This is a genomic window from Bradyrhizobium sp. YR681, assembly GCF_000282615.1.
Classification (GTDB): Bacteria; Pseudomonadota; Alphaproteobacteria; order Rhizobiales; family Xanthobacteraceae; genus Bradyrhizobium.
This window is the reverse complement of the sequence record NZ_AKIY01000300.1, coordinates 1-21,122: the sequence shown is the minus strand read 5'-3', so window position 1 is coordinate 21,122 and position 21,122 is coordinate 1. Positions and strand designations below refer to the sequence as shown.

General features: G+C 64.9%; 15 protein-coding genes. 11 read left to right on the top strand and 4 right to left on the bottom strand.

Features of this window, described 5'->3' with window-relative positions:
• A partial coding sequence (locus PMI42_RS32795) for a methyl-accepting chemotaxis protein (RefSeq protein ID WP_008143043.1) occupies window positions 1-416 on the top strand: 416 nt, incomplete at its 5' end.
• 141 nt (window positions 417-557) lie between these two features.
• Here PMI42_RS32795 and PMI42_RS32790 read toward each other — a convergent pair.
• Window positions 558-4,358, bottom strand: coding sequence for a YhdP family protein (locus tag PMI42_RS32790; protein ID WP_008143042.1), 3,801 nt, complete (start codon window positions 4,356-4,358; stop codon window positions 558-560).
• Window positions 4,359-4,562: 204 nt separating this feature from the next.
• Between PMI42_RS32790 and PMI42_RS32785 the strand changes: the two genes are divergently transcribed.
• From PMI42_RS32785 to katE, 5 genes are all read left to right on the top strand, one after another.
• Window positions 4,563-5,252, top strand: coding sequence for a peroxiredoxin (locus PMI42_RS32785; RefSeq protein ID WP_008143039.1), 690 nt, complete (start codon window positions 4,563-4,565; stop codon window positions 5,250-5,252).
• A gap of 111 nt (window positions 5,253-5,363) precedes the next feature.
• A complete protein-coding gene (locus PMI42_RS32780; protein WP_008143038.1) occupies window positions 5,364-6,731 on the top strand; it encodes a M23 family metallopeptidase in 1,368 nt (455 codons plus the stop codon).
• A 105-nt stretch (window positions 6,732-6,836) separates the two neighbouring features.
• Entirely contained in the window at window positions 6,837-7,322 is a 486-nt protein-coding gene (locus tag PMI42_RS32775) for a low affinity iron permease family protein (protein WP_008143036.1), read from the top strand.
• Window positions 7,319-7,849 (top strand): DUF1003 domain-containing protein, encoded by a 531-nt coding sequence (locus tag PMI42_RS37610; protein ID WP_008143034.1) that lies wholly within the window; start codon window positions 7,319-7,321, stop codon window positions 7,847-7,849. The genes PMI42_RS32775 and PMI42_RS37610 overlap by 4 nt, the downstream gene beginning before the upstream one ends.
• An 82-nt stretch (window positions 7,850-7,931) precedes the next feature.
• Window positions 7,932-10,052 (top strand): catalase, encoded by a 2,121-nt coding sequence (gene katE / locus PMI42_RS32765; RefSeq protein ID WP_008143033.1) that lies wholly within the window; start codon window positions 7,932-7,934, stop codon window positions 10,050-10,052.
• Between the two features lie 105 nt (window positions 10,053-10,157).
• On the opposite strand, the gene PMI42_RS32760 is transcribed toward katE, so the two are convergent.
• The gene (locus tag PMI42_RS32760; protein ID WP_008143032.1) at window positions 10,158-10,796 is read right to left on the bottom strand and encodes a TetR/AcrR family transcriptional regulator; all 639 of its coding nucleotides are present in this window, start codon (window positions 10,794-10,796) and stop codon (window positions 10,158-10,160) included.
• Between the two features lie 218 nt (window positions 10,797-11,014).
• Between PMI42_RS32760 and PMI42_RS32755 the strand changes: the two genes are divergently transcribed.
• Genes PMI42_RS32755 through PMI42_RS32745 form a run of 3 tightly spaced genes read left to right on the top strand, consistent with a single transcriptional unit; the run spans window position 11,015 to window position 16,841 of the window.
• Window positions 11,015-12,577: an efflux transporter outer membrane subunit gene (locus tag PMI42_RS32755; protein ID WP_008143030.1), complete on the top strand. Its 1,563-nt coding sequence runs from the start codon at window positions 11,015-11,017 to the stop codon at window positions 12,575-12,577.
• A 17-nt stretch (window positions 12,578-12,594) separates the two neighbouring features.
• Window positions 12,595-13,719, top strand: a complete 1,125-nt coding sequence (locus PMI42_RS32750) for an efflux RND transporter periplasmic adaptor subunit (protein WP_008143027.1) — start codon at window positions 12,595-12,597, stop codon at window positions 13,717-13,719.
• A gap of 11 nt (window positions 13,720-13,730) precedes the next feature.
• Window positions 13,731-16,841: an efflux RND transporter permease subunit gene (locus tag PMI42_RS32745; RefSeq protein ID WP_008143025.1), complete on the top strand. Its 3,111-nt coding sequence runs from the start codon at window positions 13,731-13,733 to the stop codon at window positions 16,839-16,841.
• A gap of 54 nt (window positions 16,842-16,895) precedes the next feature.
• Here PMI42_RS32745 and PMI42_RS32740 read toward each other — a convergent pair whose 3' ends face one another.
• Window positions 16,896-18,077, bottom strand: coding sequence for a DUF5666 domain-containing protein (locus PMI42_RS32740; RefSeq protein ID WP_008143023.1), 1,182 nt, complete (start codon window positions 18,075-18,077; stop codon window positions 16,896-16,898).
• Entirely contained in the window at window positions 18,074-18,997 is a 924-nt protein-coding gene (locus PMI42_RS32735; protein WP_008143022.1) for a DUF6502 family protein, read from the bottom strand. The genes PMI42_RS32740 and PMI42_RS32735 overlap by 4 nt, the downstream gene beginning before the upstream one ends.
• 123 nt (window positions 18,998-19,120) lie before the next feature.
• Between PMI42_RS32735 and PMI42_RS40215 the strand changes: the two genes are divergently transcribed.
• Both PMI42_RS40215 and PMI42_RS37605 read left to right on the top strand, forming a co-directional pair.
• Window positions 19,121-19,282, top strand: coding sequence for a hypothetical protein (locus tag PMI42_RS40215; protein ID WP_008143021.1), 162 nt, complete (start codon window positions 19,121-19,123; stop codon window positions 19,280-19,282).
• Between the two features lie 7 nt (window positions 19,283-19,289).
• A partial coding sequence (locus tag PMI42_RS37605) for a glycosyltransferase (protein WP_008143019.1) occupies window positions 19,290-21,122 on the top strand: 1,833 nt, incomplete at its 3' end.

The window sequence follows — 21,122 nt, the reverse complement described above, 5'->3', positions numbered from 1 at the left end:
CCGGCCGCGGCTTCGCCGTCGTCGCCTCCGAAGTGAAGTCGCTGGCGAGCCAGACCGCCGAAGCCACCCGCGAGATCGGCGACAAGATCGCCCAGATCCAGGGCGCGACCAAGGAGGCCGTGGACGCGATCGGCGGCATCACCGCCACCATCGAGGAGGTCAGCCGCATCGCAACCTCGATCGGCGCCGCCATCGAGGAGCAAGGCGCCGCCACCGCCGAGATCGCCCGCAGCGTCTCGCAGACCGCGGAGGCGACCAAGGAGGTCACCACCAATATCGGCGGCGTCAGCACCGCGGCCAACGAGACCGGCAATGCCGCCGGCATGGTGCTCGCTGCGGCCAGCAATCTCTCCAAGCAGGCCGAACAGCTCTCCGGCGAAGTCGGAACATTCCTGGCCGGCGTGCGCGCGGCGTAAGCCGCGCCAGGGTAGCCCATCCGAGAATTCACAAGAGGTCATCATGCCCGGGCTTGTCCCGGGCATCCTCGTTTTTGTGGCGCGGGATAAGACTTGGATGGCCGGGTCAGGCCCGGCCGTGACGCCCATGAAGACGTCGCGCTATCGCCGCGCGAGGGTGCAACCGCTCGATAGCTGGCGCGTCGATCCGGTCGAGCCGTCGTTCGATTGCGACGGGAATTCCTCGAACGGCGAGTTCTGCTTGCCGGTGTTGAACTCGAAGATCTTGCGGAACACGCCTGGTACCATGGCCGAGACCGGATTGACGCGCATCACCGGCGCGGCCGGTGTGCCGACGACCTCATAGGTCACGCCGATCAGGCCCTCCTTGTCGCCACCACCGAGGAACAACCCGAGCACCGGAATCTGTCCGAACATGTTGTTCAAGCCGTACATCGGCACGAAGGTGCCGCTCATGCAGACCTGGTTGCCGGGATAGTCGATCGAGCCTTCGATGGTGGCGCCGATCATCGGGCCCTTGACGACGCCGTCGCGGATCGTGAGCGCGCCGTTCTGGCGCGTGAACTCTGCGCGCAGCGCGCTGAAGGAGACGCCGTTCCCGGTGCCGTTGGGGGCGCCCGCAGCGACGCGCTCGAGCTGCGCCTCGCCCTTCACCGTGAAGTCGCGCACGTTGATCAGGCCCTCGCGCGACGTGTTCGGCTCCGACGACGGCGGCTCCATCGCCACCACCATCTGGCCACCGACCGCCTTGGTGTAGGTGTCGGTGAAGCGCAGCAGCGCGCCAGCATCGTTGGTCTGGAGATAGATCACCTCGCGGTTGCCCTGGGCGCGGCCGCCACGCAGGTCAGCGGCAACAGGCGTGTCTTTGCCGATCCTGCCGCTGAGCGTGAAGGCTTTGATGGCACCGCTGCGGCGCGACATCTTGGCGTCGACGCTGCGCATCGCCTCGCCGTTGAAACCCATGACGGCGCCGAGCTTCACGTCGATGTCGAAGTCGACGTTCTTCATCTTGCTCTTGGCATCGTCCTTGGAATTGCCTGAGATCGCCGATTTCAGGAAGCCGCGGCCATCGAACACGTCGCCGCGCATGGTGCCCTTGACCACGCCGTCCTGGCTGCGCTCAACCTTCAGCGACGCCTTGTCGCCGTCGGACGGCGAGTAGGTCGGGAAGTTCGCGTTCATGAGGTCGCCGTTCGGATCGACCTCGAGCGAGCCCTTGATCGAGGCTCCGCCGCCTTCGATGACGATATCCTCGAGCCGCGTGGACTGCGCCGTCGGCACCACCTTGAAACTGGCCTTGCTCGATTTGCCCGGCAGCTTGACCCAGCCGGGCAGGATGTTGTCGAGCTTGACCGAGGTCAGGTCGGCCTCGATGCCGAGCCTGGTCGTCTGGTCGGGACCGCCGGCGATCTTGCCCGACAGCTTGATCGGCACCGACCCGCTGACGGCGGGGCTCAGGTCGAAGCCGAGACGCGCACGGCCCGCATCGTCCAGCGTCGTCTGCAGTTTGACGTCCGCATCGCCCTCGGCCGGCTTGCGATAGTCGAGCGAGGCCGCCTGCCCGTTGATCTTGACGTCGCCCTTGACCTGGTAGCCCTGATTGTTGGCTGATATCTTGAGGGTGTTGGCTTCCAGCTTCTGGTTCATCACCAGCTTGTCGGCGGCAAAGCCATTGAGATCGGCCGCGACGGAATATGTGGTGTCGGCTTTGGTCAGCTCGCCCTTGACCGGCAAGCCGAGCTGGACGTTCGCCGAGAACGTGCCCTTGCTGGTGTTGGGATCGACGAACGTTGCCGACAGATCGCTGAGCCGATCATTGGACAGAATTTCGGCCGCTGCCGGCACGGGTCCGTCGGCGCGGAACCTGGTCCGCGAAGGCGACGGCTTCGGCGCCATGTCCGGCACCTCGAAGACGAAGTCGGAGATCGTGATCTTGCGGCCCGCCGGCGTATCGGCGATGCCCTGCCCGATCGTCACGGTCGCGGTGCGCCCGGTCACACGCGCCTTCAAATCGGCATCGTGCACCACAGGCATGCCGTCCACCGGACGGACCGCGACGCCGCTCGCCACGATGTTGACCGAGAGGCCGTCATCAGGGATCGGCGGCCCCTTGCGCGGAAGGTTCCTGGTCGGCGAATTGACACCGATCTCGATACGCTGGAGCGTGCCGCGCTCGATCCGCTCGATCACCCATTCGCGCAACTCGGGAACGACCAGCGTCGGCCACATCCGCTTGAGCGCGGAGGCCGACATCGGCGTTCCCGCAAAGCCCAGCGTCAGCCGCGGCTCGCCGGAATAGTCGATGGCACCGGTGCCGGCGACGCCGATCTCGCCATTGGAGATGTCGGCCTGCGTCAGCAGCAGGCGCTTGTGGTCGGTGTCGAAGCGGAAGCCGATCGCGATGCGGTTGAAGACGAGCGGCGGCTCGTTGTCGACGCCTCCGAGCAGGATGGAGCCGCCACTGAAACCGAGTTGCCAGTCGTTGATGGTGCCGTTGGGCGGCTCGACATGGGCCAGCAGCGTCAGACGGTTCGCGCCCGACAGGATCTTGAACGGCGCGACCAGCACCCGCCGGTTGGCGTCCCACTCGATATTGATCTCGGCCGAGTCGATCGCCATCGGATAATCGGGCGTGTCGGTGTCGATGATGTTGCCGGCGCCGACCGTGACCTTGCCTCGAAAGAAGGTCGGCACGCCATCGCGACCGAGTTCGCCCTTGAGCTCGCCGGTCAGCGGCAGATCGGCCGTGTAGGTGAGATCCTTCACGCGCAAGGCGAGGAGGATATTGGACGTGGAGACCTTGTCGGCGCGGACATCGACCGAACGCACGCCATTCTCCGCCGGGCCGATCGTGGCGCGCAGCATCCACGGGCGCGCGCCCTCCTCACCGAGGCTCAGCGTGACGCCGCCGCGGCTCGGCCGGCGCAGGCTGAGCGTGATGTTCTCGAACGACCATTTGCTGCCGCGCTGCTGATCGTCGACGATCAGATTGCCGTTCTTCAGGCCGATCTCGTTGAGGTTCTGACCGTCGAGGCCGGTCATGCTCAGGCTGTCGAGCCAGTCGAGGCCCTGAAGAATGCCGCTCTGCGCGGTCGCTTGAGGCGCGGCCTGGGACGCGGCTTGGGATGGATCCTGGCCCGCAGGCGCCGTGGCGAATGGCGGTGGCGGCACGCCGTTACGCGGGAATGTCGGCGGCAGGCCCGCGTCCTTCTTGGAGGCGACGCCGGTTGCGAGCGGCTTTGCGGTGTCGCCGGCCGACACCGTGACGGTGCCGTCGGGCGAGATGCGGATCGCGAGCTCGGCATCGACGAGATTGAGGCTCTCCGCGCGCAGGTGCCCCATCAGCAGACCCGCACCCGACAGTTTCACCTCGGCCTTCGGCGCGGTGGCGACGATGGCATGGTCATGGTCGCGGACGATGATGTCGCGGATGCGGACGGCGATACGGATCCGCCCGGCCCGCTCGATCTGGGTGCCGCCGACCTCCACGGTGTTGCCGTGGCCGATATTGTCCTCGATGGCCGCGGCGAGCCATGGCGTCGCGATATCAAGATTGATGGGACCTGCGCCAAGCCGCCACCACAGCGCGCCGAAGCAGCCGACAAAGATGATGATGAGGGCGCCTACGACGACAGCCAGCCGCTTCAGCCAGCGACCTCCGCCCAGCCAGCGGCGCAACGTGCCGAAGCGGTGGAGGCCCGAACTGGAACGCGACAACAGCCGGCGTGCCCGATGGCCCGCCGCCGCTTCCTGATCCGGGTCCCAATCGGCCTCGTCCCATTCCTGCGGCTCCTGCTGGCCGCCGCGCCGATTGAAATCCCGATCGTAATCCTGGGGCGACGTATTCCTTGCCATTGCCTCTCGATACAGGCGCCCATCGTGGGATTGCGCGCCGCCGGGACCGCAGCCGTCCACGGGAAGCGAAGCTCCCCGCCCCGGCATTGCCGCCATACCTCGAATATTCCTGCTGTTCGTCATTTCGCCCCGGGAGCGCGTTCAACGAGCAGTGGGGTGGTGCGTGGAATTCCTTGTAACCATACCCCGGCGTCGCCAGACTTGCCCAGACGGGGGCGTGATTCCGGCACACCGGACGAGAGCTGCAATACCGCTTCGATTGACCCGCCGAAAGCGTCGAAAGGAAGGCGTATGTCCAAGAAATCCCGAAAGAAAACGTCCAAAACGCCCTCCGGCATGACAACGGCTAAAAAGCAGACCCCGAAGACACGGGCGACGACTCAGACAAAATCCGCGAAAACACAGCGGACACCGGCGAGCAAATCAACCGGGACCATAGCAAAAGCAGCATCGCATGGCGCCGCATCGAAACAGTTAAATTCCTCCAAATCGACCGCCGCGCCGGCCAAGGCGAAGTCCGCCCTGACCGAAGGCCAGAAGGCCCCGGCCTTCCGCCTGCCGCGCGACGGCGGCGGCGTGGTCACCCTGTCGGACTATGCAGGCCGGAAGCTCGTTCTGTTCTTCTACCCCCGCGCCGACACGCCCGGCTGCACCCGGGAGGCCATCGACTTCACGCGCCTCGCCGCTGACTTTGCCAAGGCCGGCACCGCCGTGCTCGGCATCTCCGCGGATTCGTTAAAGGCCCAGGAGAAGTTCCGCGACAAGCACAGCCTCGGCGTTCCCCTCATCTCGGACGAGAAGCACGAGATGCTGGAAGCCTATGGTGCCTGGGGCGAAAAATCCATGTACGGCAAGAGCTTCCTTGGAATTCTTCGCACGACGATATTGGTCGGGAGCGACGGCAAGGTGGCCAGGATCTGGCGCAATGTCCGGGTCGACGGTCATGCCGATCAGGTGCTGGAAGCCGCAAGAAATCTTTAACCAGCTCGTTAAGTTCTAGGGGTTCCGTTTCCGGAAAATTAACCATGACCGGCCCAGATTGCTGCGGCAATTAGGCCGCAAGGAACCCATCCGACCGGCGCCGGAGTGCCGATGTCGAAAAGTTCTGCCCAATATTCGCAGTACCCCCAGCATCATCCTCACGACCGCGGCCGGGCCCTCCTTCGCCGCCCAGCCGCCGCCGCGGTGGCAGCAGCGATTCCCCTCCCCGAGACCGACGACGCCTACACCATCGTGCATCACGGCAAGCAGGTTCGCCTGGGTCCCGTGGTGTTCTGGATCGTGGTCGGCACCGTCGTGCTGCTCGGGCTCTGGTCGGCGGCGACAGCAACCTATTTTGCGTTCCGCGACGACGTCCTGACCCGGCTGATCGCACGCCAGGCCGAGATGCAGTACGCCTATGAAGACCGCATCGCCGAGCTGCGCGCCAAGGTCGACCGCACCACCAGCCGCCAATTGCTCGACCAGGAGCAGTTCGACCAGAAGCTCGACCAGATCATGAAGCGCCAGACGGCGCTGGAGTCCCGGGCCACGGCGCTCGGCGCCATGCCTGATGTCACCGGATCGATTCCCCGCGCAGCGCCGCAGCGCGGCGACGCTGGCCAGGGCGCGACGCAGGGCACGCCAAAACCCTCGCCGATCAGCGACACCGTGATCTTCGTGGCGCCGCCGGATCGCGAAGCACGGCTTGAATCGCGCGCACCGGCCGTCATGGCGCCGCCGACCAATCAATTCGCCAAGAATCAGGGCTTCGACAATGTCCTGGTCCGGCTCACGACCTCGCTCGACCAGGTCGAACGTCGCCAGATGGCGGCGCTCAGTGCCGTCGAGGAAGGCATGGACTCACGGATGCGCCGGATGCGCGGCGTCGTCAGCGATCTCGGCCTCAACCTTGCCAGTCTCGAAGCCGCCGTGCCGCGCTCCGCAATGGGCGGTCCTTTCGTGCCCGTCAAACTGACGGCCAATGCCGGACCGTTCGAGAAGCAGCTCAATCGCATCAACACCACGCGCGCCGAGATGGATCGTCTCAACCGCACGCTGGCGCTGGTCCCCTATCGCAAGCCGGTCATCGGCGAGGTCGAGTTCACCTCCGGCTTCGGCGTGCGCAGCGATCCCTTCCTTGGCCGGCCCGCGATGCACACCGGGCTCGACTTCCGTGCCGCGACCGGCGACCCGGCCCGCGTTACCGCCAACGGCAAAGTGGTCTCCGCCGGCTGGTCCGGCGGTTACGGCCGCATGGTCGAAGTCGATCACGGCAATGGTCTGTCGACCCGCTACGGCCATCTCTCCGAGATCAACGTCAAGGTCGGCGAGATCGTGAAGCTCGGCCAGGTCATCGGCCTCGTCGGCTCGACCGGCCGCTCCACCGGCCCGCATCTGCACTACGAAACCCGCATCGACGGCGAAGCGGTCGATCCGCAGAAGTTTTTGCGCGCCGGCGTGCGTCTCAGCGCGGGCTAAAATCTTTTAAAGTACGCCGGCCCTGGCGTCCGCCGCTTCCGCGGCGGAACTTCCGAGTTCCATTCGCGTTCGACATTGGGCCCCTGAAACCGGCGCGGTGTTCTGATGCGACAGACCGATACGAAAGCTCGCCCGGCAAAGGGCAAAGCGGACCACCCGCATAACGGGGCGGCCCAGCTCTTCAGCGACATCGCCAACAGGACATCTCAAGCTGCCGGGCGCGCGCTCACGTTCATGATCGCAGCCGGCATTGTCCTGCTTTGGGCGGTCACCGGTCCAATCTTCCACTACTCCGATACATGGCAGCTGGTCATCAACACCGGCACCACCATCGTGACGTTCCTGATGGTCTTCCTGATCCAGAATTCCCAGAACCGCGATAGCGCCGCGATCCAGGTGAAACTCGACGAGCTGATCCGGGTGAGCGCAGCGCACAATTCATTCGTCGGGATCGAGCATCTGACCGACGACGAACTCGACGAGATCCGCACCAAGTGCGAGCGGCGCGCCGAGGCCGAGAAAATTGGAGAAGAGACCGTCAAAAAAACCGGCAAGAAGGCAAAACGGGCAGCCGATCTCGTCACCGAATGAGCGCGGACGGCGACCATAACCACGCCGAAAGGCAGCAAACGGTCTCCAAGAATATCGAGTCGATCATCAAGCTCGAGGAGGAGGATGAGCGCCGGCTGTCATCGATCCACAGAGCCTCTCACCGGGTAGGATCGTTCGTCGGCACCGTGCACTTTGTCATCTCGCAACTGGCGCTCGTCGTGCTTTGGGCCTCGTGGAATTTGTACCGCCCCTCTCCATTCGATCCCTATCCATTTCCTCTCCTGTCGGCCTTCCTCGCCCTCGAAGCGGTGCTGCTGACCTCATTCGTGCTGATACGCCAAAATGCGATGGACCTGCAATCCGAACGGCGAAATCACCTCGACCTGCAGATCAATCTGCTTGCCGAACGCGAGGCCGACAGCATCCTCAGGGCGCTGGGCGCGATCGCAGCGAAATTCGACATCGAGCTGCCGCGAGACGCCGGGAATGACGAGGCGGGACGCGATACGCAGGTCGAGAGCATCGCCCGCGACCTAAGATCTCAAAAAGACGAGGCATCGGCCTGAGCGCGCCGCGGGGCCCGCTAGGAACGTAACCGATACGGGTGGATTGACGGACTCCACAACGCCCCCTGGAGTTTCCCCTGCAATGGCCAAGACCACGAAATCGACCCGCGCAGCCGGGACGGCAGTCATCCATGATCAGAAGCTCAGCCGTGGCGAAGGCGGCGAACTCCATCAGACCGCCGCCGGCAAGGAGGCCGTCCTGACCACGGCCCAGGGCGGGCCAGTGTCCGACGACCAGAACTCGTTGAAGATCGGTCCTCGCGGGCCGACCCTGCTTGAGGATTTCCATTTCCGCGAGAAGATCTTCCACTTCGACCATGAACGCATCCCCGAGCGGGTCGTGCATGCGCGCGGATACGCGGCACACGGCTTCTTCGAGACCTACAAATCCCTTGCGAAATACACCCGAGCCGACCTGTTTCAGCGCGCCGGCGAAAAGACGCCGGCCTTCGTGCGATTTTCCACCGTTGCGGGAAGCAAGGGCTCGGTCGACCTCGCCCGGGACGTGCGCGGCTTTGCGGTCAAGCTCTACACGCAGGAAGGCAATTGGGACATCGTCGGCAACAATATCCCGGTCTTCTTCATTCAGGACGCCATCAAGTTTCCCGACCTGATCCACGCGGTGAAGGAGGAGCCGGACTGCGCATTTCCTCAGGCGCAGTCCGCGCATGACAATTTCTGGGACTTCATAAGCCTCACCCCCGAGAGCATGCACATGGTGATGTGGGTGATGTCCGACCGCGCCATCCCGCGGTCGTTTCGCTTCATGGAAGGTTTTGGCGTTCATACGTTCCGGCTCGTCAATGCCAAGAACGAGTCCACCTTTGTCAAATTCCACTGGAAGCCGAAACTCGGCCTGCAGTCGGTCGTCTGGAACGAAGCGGTCAAGATCAACGGCGCCGATCCCGACTTCCACCGGCGCGATCTCTGGACGGCCATCAAGACCGGCAATTTTCCGGAATGGGAGCTGCAGGTTCAGTTGTTCGATCAGGATTTTGCCGACGCCTTCGATTTTGACGTGCTCGACCCGACCAAGATCATTCCCGAAGAAATTCTTCCGCCCGTGCCGGTGGGACGGCTGGTGCTCGATCGGATGCCCGACAATTTCTTTGCGGAGACCGAACAGGTCGCCTTCATGACCCAGAACGTTCCGCCGGGAATCGACTTCTCCAACGATCCTCTGCTCCAGGGACGCAATTTCTCGTATCTCGACACGCAGCTCAAGCGGCTGGGAAGTCCCAACTTCACCCATATCCCGATCAATGCGCCCAAATGCCCGTTGGCGCATTTTCAGCAGGATGGACACATGGCGATGCGCAATCCTGTCGGACGCGCCAACTACCAGCCGAACTCATTCGGTGAAGGTCCCAGGGAATCGCCCCAGCGCGGCTTCACACCGCTCGCCGACGTCGAGCAAGGCGCCAAGCGCCGTTTGCGTGCCGAGAGCTTCGCGGACCATTACAGCCAGGCGCGTCAGTTTTTCATCAGCCAGACCATGGGCGAGCAGACTCACATCGCCGCCGCGCTGACATTCGAGCTGAGCAAGGTGAAAATTCCGGCGATCCGGGAGCGGATGGTCTCCCATCTCCTCAATATCGACGAGACGCTGGCCAACAAGGTCGCCGACAAGCTTGGCTTGAAGAAGATGCCAAAACCCGCGGATGCGGCCGTCGCGACGCGTCAGGATCTCGAGCCTTCCCCAGCCCTGAGCATCGTCGAAAACGGTCCCGAACGCTTCGAGGGCCGCAAGCTGGGCATCCTCGTCTCCGACGGTTCGGACGCAGGCATCCTCAAGGCCCTCGAGACCGCCCTCGACAAGGCCGGGGCGACCTATGAGATCATCGCGCCGAAGGTGACGGGCGTTGAAGCCAGCGACGGCAGCTGGATCGATGCCGACCAGATGATCGATGGAGGACCGTCAGTTCTGTACGACGCGGTCGCGCTTCTGCCCGCTGCGGATGCGATGGACGATCTGCTGCTGGAGTCCTCGGCGCGTGATTTCGTCGCCGACGCTTTCGCGCATTGCAAGTTCATCGGTTACGTCGACGCGGCATTGCCGTTATTCGAGAAGGCAGGCATCGCCTCCAAGGATTTCGATGAAGGCTGCGTCGCGATCGCAAACGCAAAGCAGGCCAAATCGTTCGTCGACGGCCTCTCCAAATTGCGGCTCTGGGAGCGCGAGCCCAACGTCAAGATGCCCTAGCCGAACCAGGCTGAGGCGCGCTCCCGACCCGTAGAAATTCTTGCGCGCCGGCGTGCGCCTCAGCGCCGGCTAGAGTTCGGCCGGCCTTCATTGAACGTGCGCGCCTCAAACGCGAGGCTCGCACGCCTTCAGGAAGAGTTTGAGTCCTGCCTCGATCTCCTGCTCGATCGTCCCTTCCGCCAGATCGCCGAGCCCCAGCACAATCAGCAGCGGTAACTCGCCGCGGACCAGAGACAGGAATTGCTTGGCGGCGACCATCGGGTCGTCGAATTCCAGGAGTTGCGCGGCCTTGGCCTCTTCGAGGAAACGAGCGAGCCGCCTAATCGTCGCCTCGGGTCCGCTCTCATAAAAGAGCCGGGCAAGTACCGGAAACCGGCCGCTCTCATTGGCGATGATGCGGACGAAGGCGACGTCCTTTCGATGAATGAAGGTGTGGAGGTACTGCCTGGCGAACTCCCGCAGCGCCTCGGACAATCCGGCCGACAGCTTGGGGACCGGCAAATCGCGTTGCAGGCTCTCGCACTCCGCAACGATCAGCGAGGCAAACAGGGCCTCCTTACTCGGGAAATACGCGTAGAGCGTGGCTTTCGACACGCCGGCGGCTTTCGCGATGGCGTCCATGCTGGTTGCGGAAAAGCCCTGGTCGAGAAAAAGCTGCCACGCCGCACGTATGACGATCTCCATCTTGCGGCCTGCGGGTGCGCTCTCCCTCTCGTGGGCGGGATGGGCGATCGTTTCGATCAAGACTGGCTCTCCGTCGGCTCACGAATCGGTGTCGTCGATGTGAACGCGCACAATGACTGCGCCTCATCAGCTTGAAAGAACTAAAGAGACGCCCCTGGCGCGGCACACGTAGCAAAACTCATACACGGCACAAAACAAAACTGAACAGTCCAGTACCGTTGACAAGAGTTGCCGGCTCGGTCAAGTACTGAACGGTTCAGTTTTAATATGAGCTCTGGATGCCGTTCAGAACATTCCTCCGCAGAGGCGCTATAATACCGCTAGCCCAAGCCGCGATCTCCCTCGCGGGCTGCGCCGTCGGGCCGAATTTCGCGGCGCCGGACGCTCCACCGGTCAACGGCTACACTGCAGGCGGGTTGCCCGCGACCAAGGGTGCGGATGGGCCTGGCGGCACGGCACAGCGCTTCGTGAACGGCGCGGACGTGCCGGCGGTCTGGTGGCAGGTGTTTCGCTCACGGCAGATCGAAGCCTTCGTCCGGGAAGCGGTCGACAACCATCCGGACCTCGCCGCGGCGCAAGCGGCGCTGCGCCAGGCTCGCGAAGTCGCGGCGGCAGACACCAGCGCCCTGCTGCCGTCGATCAGCGGGGACGCCAGTGCGACACGCAACCAGGTGCCGCTGGCGCAGTCCGGGCAAACCGGACCGTCGTCCCTGTACACCCTCTACAAGACCTCGGTCCCGGTTTCATTCACGCCGGACATCTTCGGCGGCAAGGCGCGCGGGATCGAGGCGGATCTTGCCAATGCGGATTATCAGCGCTTCCAGCTCGAGGCGACCTACCTGACATTGACGGCAAACGTCGTGACGACCGCAATCAGCGATGCGTCCTATGCGGCGCAGATTCGCGTCACCCAGGAGCAGATCGACGGCCAGCGTCAGCTGGTCGCATTGCTCGAACAGCAATTTGCGCTCGGTGCCGTCGCCAACAGTGACGTCCTCACTCAGAAGGCCCAGCTGGCCCAGACGCTTGCGACGTTGCCGCCGCTGCAGAAGTCGCGCGCGCAAAATCGCAACCAGCTGATGGCTTATCTCGGCCGGCTGCCGAGCCAGGACAGAGGTGAGGCCGTGCCGCTGGCAAACCTGCGCCTGCCGCGCGATCTGCCGGTCAGCGTGCCCTCGTTGCTGGTGCGGCAGCGCCCGGACATCCGCGCCGCCGAAAGCCAGATGCATCAGGCCAGCGCGAATGTCGGTGTTGCCACGGCCAACATGCTGCCAAGCGTGACGCTGTCTGCCTCGGGCGGCAGCTCCGCGCTGGCGCTGTCGGGACTCTACGGCCCGCAATCGGCAGCCTGGAGCGTGGCGGCAAGTGTGACCGGTCCGATCTTCGATGCCGGCTCGCTGTTCCACACCAAGGAGTCCAAGGTCGCGGCGCTGGAGCAGAGCGGCGCGCAATATCGCTCGACCGTGATCACCGCGTTCCAGAATGTCGCCGACGCGCTCCGCGCCATCCAATCCGATGCTGACCTGCTGAAGGCCCAGATCGAAGCGGAGAAGACCGCTGCGGAAAGCCTGAAGATGTCACAGGCCCAGTTCAAGGCCGGCTCCACCACGTTCATCTCCGTCATCAACGCCGAACAGACGCTGCTCACCGCGCGCATCAACCGCGTGAAAGCGCAGGCCTCGCGCTATGCCGACACCGTGTCGCTGTACCAGGCCCTCGGCGGCGGCTGGTGGAATCGCGTCGATGAGTCTCCCGCCTCCGACGTAAAGCCCGCGGGCGTTGCCGCGATATTCACGCCTGCGGGGGCCCTGCCGGCACAGCCGACCCCGCCAGCCAACTGAATGCGAAAGCCGAAGCCATGTTGAAGCGCATGATCATCATGCTGTGTGTCGTCGGTGCGGTGTTTGCCGCCCTCGCCTGGTTCGTCAATTTCCGCGCCGGGATCATCAGGCAGGTCATGGCCTCGCTCGCCGATCCCCCGCAGACGGTGTCGACGACCGCTGTCCAGCTCAGCGACTGGCAGTCGACGTTGACCGCCATCGGTACGTTTCGCGCCGTGAACGGCGCCGATCTGTCGCTGCAGCAGTCCGGCATCGTCGACAGCATTCATTTCGAGTCCGGCAAGGATGTCGGCGCCGGCGACGTGCTGCTCGACCTGCGCAAGCAGGACGACGTCGCCAAGCTGCAGTCCCTGCAGGCCACCGCCGACGGCTACGCCATCACGTTGCGGCGCGACCAGGGCCAGTTGAAGATCAATGCGGTCAGCCAGGCAACGGTCGACAGCGATGTCGTGAACGAACGCAACGCGCTGGCGCTGGTCGCCCAGCAGCAGGCGCTCATGGACCAGAAGACGCTGAAGGCACCCTTTGCCGGGCGTCTCGGGGTACGTCAGGTCGATGTCGGCCAGTATCTGACCGCGGGCACCACCATCGTCACGCTCCAGGCGCTCGACCGGCTCTTCGTCGACTTCACGCTGCCGCAGCAGGCGGTCGACCAGGTCAAGGTCGGACAGGACGTCACGGCGCGCATCGATGCCTTTCCGGACCGCAGTTTCAAGGGAGTCGTGCAGGCGTTCAATTCCAAGGTCGATCAAACCAGCCGCAACGTTCAGATCCGCGCGATCTTCGACAATGCGGATCGCAAGCTGCTGCCCGGCATGTTCGCACGGATCGACGTCCGTGTCGGCCAGACCGCGAGCTACCTCACGCTGCCGCAGACCGCCATCGTCTACAACACCTACGGAGAATCGGTGTTCCTCGCCGTCAAGAGCGAGGCTCCGGACAAGCAGGGTCTGGTGGCCCGCCAGATTTTCGTCAAGACCGGCGCCACCCGTGGCGATCAGGTGGCGGTGATCTCGGGCCTCGATCGGGGCGCAACCGTCGTCACCGCAGGTCAGATCAAGCTGCGCAACGGCACCCTGCTCAAGGTCGACAACTCCATTCCCCTGGCGAACGATCCCAATCCGGCCCCCGCCGATCAGTGAGGAGGCAGAGCGTGTCCTTTACCGACATCTTCATTCGCCGGCCGGTGCTCGCCATCGTCGTCAGCCTGATGATCCTGGTGCTGGGTCTGAAGTCGATGACTTCGCTGCCCATCCTGCAATATCCGCGAACCCAGAATGCGATCGTCACCGTCACGACGACGTATTACGGCGCCGATCCGGCGATCGTCGCGGGATTCATCACCACGCCGCTCGAAAATGCCATCGCCCAGGCCAATGGCATCGACTACATGACGTCGACCAGCCAGCCCAGCACCTCGACCATCACGGTCAATTTGCGGCTGAACTTCGATTCCGGCAAGGCGCTGACCGAGATCAACACCAAGGTGAACTCGGTGCTCAATCAGCTTCCGAGCGGCGTCCAGCAGCCGGTGCTGACCGTCAAGGTCGGTCAAACCATCGATGCCATGTATCTCGGCTTCAGCAGCGACGTGCTGGCGCCGAACCAGATCACCGACTACCTGATCCGCGTGGTGCAGCCGAAACTCCAGGCCGTCTCGGGCGTGCAGACCGCCGAGCTGCTCGGCAACAAGACCTTCGCGTTGCGCGCCTGGCTCGATCCGATCAAGCTTGCAGCATACGGGCTGACCGCATCCGACGTATCGACCGCGCTGTCCGGCAACGACTACATTGCCGGGCTTGGCACCACCAAGGGCCAGATGGTGCAGGTCAACCTGACGGCGGCGACCAACCTGAAATCGCTCCAGGAGTTTCGCGACCTCGTCGTCAAGCAGGCCGGCGCCTCCAACGTCAAGCTCTCCGATGTGGCGAACGTCACCCTGGGCTCCGAGGACTACGAATCGTCGGTCGGATTCAACGGCAAGCGCGCGGTCTATATCGGCATCCAGGTGGCGCCCAACGCCAACCTGCTCGACGTCATCAAGGGCATCCGCGCGGTCTATCCCGACATCAAGGCGCAGCAGCCGGAGGGGCTGAATTCCGAGATCATCTACGACTCCACCGAGTTCGTGAACAGCTCGATCGACGAGGTGATCCATACCCTGGTCGAAGCTCTTCTCATCGTCACCGTGGTGGTCTTCCTGTTCCTGGGCTCGTGGCGCTCGGTGCTGATTCCCGTCATCGCCATCCCGCTGTCGCTGGTCGGCACCTTCACCCTGCTGCTGGCGCTCGGCTTCTCCATCAACCTGCTGACGCTGCTGGCGCTGGTGCTCGCGATCGGCCTCGTGGTCGATGACGCCATCATCGTCGTCGAGAACGTCAACCGGCATCTGGCCGAGGGCACAAAGCCGTTGCAGGCGGCGATCATCGCCGCGCGGGAGCTTTCAGGTCCCATCGTGGCCATGACCGTCGTGCTGATCGCGGTCTACGTGCCGATCGGCTTCCAGGGCGGCCTGACCGGCGCGCTCTTCACCGAGTTCGCCTTTACGCTTGCCGGCGCCGTGGCGGTGTCGGCCGTCATCGCGTTGACGCTGACGCCGATGTGCTGCGCCTTCATCCTCAAGCCGCCGAACACCGGCAAGCCGACGCTCGACGACCGCATCGTCGCGTTCATCGACGCGCGGATGGAGACGCTGCAACATCGATATCATCGCCTGCTCGCCGCCAGCCTGACGACAATTCCGGTCACGGTGGTGTTCGCCGCCCTGATCCTGAGCAGCATCTACTGGCTCTATTCGAACTCCAAGAACGAGCTGGCGCCGGAGGAGGATCAGGGTGCGATCCTGATGCAGTCGACGCTGGCGCCGAACGCGACGTTGCAGCAGAAGCTGCTGTATTCCGCCGAGGTCTACCGGCGCATCTCCGCCCATGCCGAAACCGCCGGTGTATTCCAGCTCGATCTCACCGGCAGCTCGATCGCCGGCTGGGTGCTCAAGCCCTGGGACAAGCGCGACAAGACCGCGGCGCAGCTCCAGCCGGTGCTTCAGCAGGAGATGGCGGGGGTTGCCGGCGCAAAGATCGTGGCGTTCCAGTTGCCGCCGCTGCCCGGGGCAAGCGGCCTGCCGATCCAGTTCGTGATCCAGACCACGGACCCGTTCGACCGGCTCGACGGCATCGCAAAGGCGTTCACCGCGCAGGCCCTCAAGAGCGGCAAGTTCATCTTCCTGGACAACGACCTGAAGGTCGACCAGCCGCAAACCTCGGTGGTGATCGATCGGGAAAAGACCGCACAGCTCGGGCTGAGGCTCAGCGATGTCGGCGGCGCGCTCGGCAGCATGCTGGGCGGTGGCTACGTCAACTATTTCGGCCTGGACGGCCGCTCCTACAAGGTCATTCCCCAGGTCGAGCAACGCCAGCGGCTCAACGCCGATCAGGTGCTGAACTACTACATCAAGACCTCGGACGGCACGTCCGTTCCGCTGTCGACGGTGGCGTCGCTGAAGACAACCACCGTTCCGCAATCGCTGAACCATTTCCAGCAGATCAATGCCGCCACCATTTCCGGCGTGGCCATGCCCGGCGTGATCACCGGCGAAGCGCTCGCGACGCTGAAGGAGATCGCGGACCGCACCCTGCCCAAGGGCTACACCATCGACTATGGCGGACAGTCGCGGCAGTTCATCCAGGAATCATCCGGTTTCGCCGCCACCTTCGGCTTTGCCCTGATCATCATCTTCCTGGCGCTGTCGGCGCAGTTCGAGAGTTTCCGCGATCCCCTGATCATCCTGGTCTCGGTGCCGATGTCGATCGCGGGCGCGCTGATCTTCATCATGCTGGGCATCAAGGGCGCGAGCCTCAACATCTACACCGAGGTCGGCCTCGTGACGCTGATGGGGCTGATCAGCAAGCACGGCATTCTCATCGTCGAATTCGCCAACGAGTTGCAGCATGCCGGCCGCTCCAAGCGTGAGGCCGTCATCGAAGCGACCGCGATCCGGCTGCGCCCGATCCTGATGACGACGGCGGCCATGGTGATCGGCGTGATGCCGCTGATCACCGCGTCCGGCGCCGGCGCGGCCTCGCGCTTCAACATGGGGCTCGTCATCGCCTCCGGACTCTCGATCGGAACGCTGTTCACGTTGTTCGTGGTGCCGGCGTTCTACATTCTGCTTGCGGCCGACCATTCCGCAGCGACCGGTGATGAGACGTCGGAACTGGATCCTGCCGGCCTCGGAGCGAATGCCGAGCCGCGCGCCGCCCGGTGATGGCAGCACGTGGGCAACAGGGATCACGAGCCAATGCGACCGCCGACGGCTTCTTTAGCGCCGACCGCCGCCCATCCCGCCCCCGGGGGCGCCGAAGCCGCCGCCGCCTATTCCGCCGCCAGGCCCCATCGGCCCGCCAGGCGAGCCAAGACCGCCGGGACCTGACGGACCGCTTGGCGCCGTCGGCGCGGAGCCGGGTGTTGCCCCCGGGCTCGATCCCGGCGCAGGTGCGCCGGGCTGTCCGCTGCCCGGACTCGGCGTGGCGCGGTTCGGATGCAGGATCGAACCACCCGGCGACCGGTTGGGACTGCCGCTGCCGGACGGAGGCGCCCCCGGTCCATGGCCGATCGCTTGCGCCGACTCCACCTGGAGGCCGCGCGAGCGATCGAACACGCCGTTGACCACCATGCGCGCTTCGCCGGCGGCGGGTCCGAAGCGCGAGCTGTCATGGGCGATCAGCCCGGAACCGAGCTGGAGGTTCGCGCCCGCCCGCTGCACATAGGCCTCGATCGACAGACGGCTGGCGCCGACGAGATCGGAGAAATCGTCGATCCGCATGCGCGCGGCCTGCAGCGCGCCCTGGCTGGCACGGCCCTCGATCTGGACACGCTGGCCTGCGAGCAAGGGATCGACGCCGCTCAGCTTCAGCCCGCCGATATGCAGGCCCTCAGGTCCGCGCTCGACCAGACCCGCGACGCGCGCGGCCGCATCGCGCCGCGGCTCGACCAGGCTCGCGACGATGACGCCGTCGGTGCGGCGCAAGCCGTAGACGGCAACCTGCGTGCCCGTCCGGAGCTTGGTGTTCTTGTCGCTCGTGACGATTTTCTGGCCGAGCACCGTCAGCTCGTTGCCCTTCACGGCTTCGACCGGACCGGTCACCTCACTCGCGATCGCGATGTTGCGTGTGACCAGCGTGCCGTCGGCCTGACGGGTCGCGACCACACGCGCGAGCTGGCCGATGCGCAGAGCCTTGGGGCTCGCGGCCTCGCCGTCGATCCTGACAGGCACGTCGCTCGCATAGGTGACGCGCTCGCCGTTGACGTAGATGCTGCCGAAACGCTGGATCACCCCGACGATGCCGGTGCCGCCGATGCCGTGATCGTCACCGCGCGTGATTCCCGTGCCGCCGATGCCCTGATCAGTGCCGCGCTTGACCTGCGCGCGGGCCATCGCCGTGCCGGCAAGCCAGAATCCTGCCAGCAGCAGACGGCGGGAGATCAACGGCGGCCGGCTCATGAAGAACCGCCTTCCTTGCCGCCATCCTTGCTGGCTTCCTTGCCGACTTCCTTGCCGGCTTCCTTGGCGACTTCCCTGTCCCCGCCCCCTTCGTCAGCATCCTCGCTGTAGATGTAGATGCCGAAATTCCAGCGGGCATCGCCGCCCTTGTCCTTGGCGAGCGCGCGGTTGGCTTCGCGGTTGGCGGTCTTCAGCGCGTCCATGGCAAGCTCGCGCGAGCGGGCCTCGAGACGCCGCGCCAGCTTCGGCGAGATGTTGTTGTAGTGCACCGCGCGTTCGAGGAAGCGCGGCCCATCCGCGACGTTTTGCGCGGCGGCCGCGATGTGGTCGTGCAGATTGCGGCCGAGATAGTGCCATTTGCTGTCGTCCTCGCCGCTCGGAACGAAGGCCGCCTCGACCAGCTCGATCTCGTCTGAAGCGTTGATGGTCACGAGCTTGCGGTCGACCCATTCGTCAAGCACTGCGCGCGGGCGCACGTCCTTGGTGACGGAAGCGACGAGTTGCTCGAACGACGGCGCATCACCCTCGGCCGTCCGCGGCAGCGCCAGCGGCTCGCCCTTCGAATCGGTGAATTCGGGCGCGGCGAGCCAGCGCGCGATCACGGCACTGGTCAGCGACACCGCCGCCGGCGCCTCGTTCACGGGGGCGCCCGCGCCGCGCAGCCGCGCGACTTCCTTGCGGTGGATGCCGGTGAGCAGGCTGACGCGGCTGTCGGTCTGCTCCTTTCCCTCCAGCGCGAAATCATGCTCGGCGACATTGACGAACAGCTCGCGAAGCAATTGCGCCAGGGCCGGAAATGTCATGCCGCTGCGGATGCACAGCCGCACGAGCGGGCGCAGCAGCCGCGCCAGCGGCGCGTGCAGCTTCTCGGCAGCGTTCGGCTGTGGCGCCGCTGCTTTGGACCCGGGCTTGGCAATCATGTCTGGGTTTTAACGGCGCTTCGCGTGGGACACAATCCCACTTTTTCCCTTTTCGCGATTGACGTGGTAAATTTTCCCACATATACGAGACGGCACTGAGGGCGACTTGAAGGGACATTGACCATGGCCGACCGCTTGGCCCGCATCACCAGTGCACCGCGTGCCGCTCCGATGCTCGAAGACCGTCGCAGCGCAATCGAGCCGATACTGCCGGCGCTGCTGCGCGGCGTCGTCTTCATCTCGGTGCTGGCCGCGCCGTTCGTCGCAGCCCTGCTCGCAGGCTGACGCCATCATGCATCAGCCCAGCGAAACCCCGCGCCGTCCGTCGGTGCTGCACATCTTCAAGATCTACTATCCCGACTTGTTCGGCGGCACGCTCACGGTGATCCGCGACATCTGCGCGAGCCTGAAGGACACTTTCGCCTCCGCCGTGCTGGTTTGCTCGCGATCGGCCGAGCGGCGCGACATCGTCGTCAACGACGTGCCGGTCGAACGCGTGCGCTCGTTCGGCAATGTGCTGTCGCTGCCGGCCGCTCCCGCCTATCCCTGGCGTCTCTGGCGCAAGATCGCCGAGCACGATCTGCTCGCGCTCCACGCCCCCTTCCCGCTCGCCGACCTCGTTTTCGCCTTCGGATTCGGCGCCAGGCGGCCTCTGGTGGTCCATTGGCATGCCGACATCGTCACCCATGCCGGCCTGCGCTGGTTCATCGAGCCGCTGATGCGGCGAACGCTGCGGCGCGCCAAGGCGATCATCGTCTCGGACCACGTGCTGGTCGAGAACACGCCGCTGCTGCGCGAATTCGAGGACAAATGCCACGTCGTGCCGTTCGGCATCGACACCACGACCTATGACTGGCCGAAGATCGAGCCGCATCATGTCAACGACCGCGGCCGGCTCGTGCTCGCCTGCGGCCGCCTCGTGCCCTACAAGGGTTTTGACGTCCTGCTCCGCGCGGCGGCAGCATACAATTTCGAGACCTGGATCATCGGCGAGGGGGCCGAGCGGCCGCGGCTCGAGCAACTGATCGAGGAGCTCGGGCTCGGCGAGCGCGTCCGCCTGCTCGGCTCGGTCAGCGACAGCGAGCGCATCAAGCTGATGTGCCTCGCCGACGTCTTCGTGATGCCGTCGGTGACCAATGCCGAGACCTTCGGCCTCGCCCAGCTCGAAGCCATGGCCGCCGGCCGCCCGGTCGTGAACACGGCGCTCGACACCGCCGTGCCGCGCGTCGCCCGCCACGGCATGGAGGCGATCACCGTGCCGCCTGGCGATGCCGAGAAGCTCGGTGAGGCCATCGACACCCTGATCCGCGATCCCGAGCGCCGCCGCCGCATGGGGCTTTCAGCCCGCACCCGCGCCCTCACCCGCTATTCGGCAACGGCCTTCAAGCAGGGCATGGAGACGGTCTACCGCGATGCTGTCACCGCCCCCAACGAGGAGCGATCGACGATCGCCGAGCCGCCGCAGGCAACCGGCTGGCTGGACACCGTCAAGATCGCCGCGGCGCTGGCCTGGTCCGACATGCGGCATCGCTACGTCCGCTCGCTGCTCGGCCCGTTCTGGATGTCGCTGCAGATGGCGATCGTGGTCGTGGTGCTCGGCTCGGTGATCGGCCAGATGTCGAACGCCGGCATGCTGTCGCGCCTGCCGATGCTGGCACTGTCGATGACGGCCTGGACCTTTCTCAACAGCGTCGTGCTCGACGCGACCACCGCGCTCCAGAATTCGGCCAGCCTGATCCGCGATCGCGCGCTGCCGCCGGTCATCTTCCTCCTGCAATGCACGTTCCGTCAGGCGCTGTTCGCGCTCCATAACGCCTGCGTGCCGCTCATTCTGTGGCTGCTCCTCTCGCCGCACGATCTCTCTCACGCGCTGGCGGCGCTGCCGGGCCTGCTGCTGTTCGTGACCTGCACCTTCGCCCTGAGCCTCGTCCTCGGCGCCATGGCAACACGCTATCGCGACCTCAAGCCGATCATCGAATCCACATTGATGCTCGCTTTCCTCGCCTCGCCCGTGATCTGGTCGTCGGACATGATCAACCACCGCTCGACGGTGATGCGGCTCAACCCGCTGACGCATCTGTTCGCGGTGTGGCGCGAGCCGCTGGCGGGCGGCCCCGTCGATCCC

Excerpts from the sequence above, each read along its gene's own strand:
- PMI42_RS32750 (WP_008143027.1), top strand. The coding sequence starts at position 12,595 with ATGTTGAAGCGCATGATCATCATGCTGTGTGTCGTCGGTGCGGTGTTT.
- PMI42_RS32755 (WP_008143030.1), top strand. The coding sequence starts at position 11,015 with ATGCCGTTCAGAACATTCCTCCGCAGAGGCGCTATAATACCGCTAGCC.
- katE (WP_008143033.1), top strand. The coding sequence starts at position 7,932 with ATGGCCAAGACCACGAAATCGACCCGCGCAGCCGGGACGGCAGTCATC.
- PMI42_RS32780 (WP_008143038.1), top strand. The coding sequence starts at position 5,364 with ATGTCGAAAAGTTCTGCCCAATATTCGCAGTACCCCCAGCATCATCCT.
- PMI42_RS40215 (WP_008143021.1), top strand. The coding sequence starts at position 19,121 with ATGGCCGACCGCTTGGCCCGCATCACCAGTGCACCGCGTGCCGCTCCG.
- PMI42_RS32785 (WP_008143039.1), top strand. The coding sequence starts at position 4,563 with ATGTCCAAGAAATCCCGAAAGAAAACGTCCAAAACGCCCTCCGGCATG.
- PMI42_RS37610 (WP_008143034.1), top strand. The coding sequence starts at position 7,319 with ATGAGCGCGGACGGCGACCATAACCACGCCGAAAGGCAGCAAACGGTC.
- PMI42_RS32790 (WP_008143042.1), bottom strand. The coding sequence starts at position 4,358 with ATGCCGGGGCGGGGAGCTTCGCTTCCCGTGGACGGCTGCGGTCCCGGC.
- PMI42_RS32735 (WP_008143022.1), bottom strand. The coding sequence starts at position 18,997 with ATGATTGCCAAGCCCGGGTCCAAAGCAGCGGCGCCACAGCCGAACGCT.
- PMI42_RS32740 (WP_008143023.1), bottom strand. The coding sequence starts at position 18,077 with ATGAGCCGGCCGCCGTTGATCTCCCGCCGTCTGCTGCTGGCAGGATTC.
- PMI42_RS32775 (WP_008143036.1), top strand. The coding sequence starts at position 6,837 with ATGCGACAGACCGATACGAAAGCTCGCCCGGCAAAGGGCAAAGCGGAC.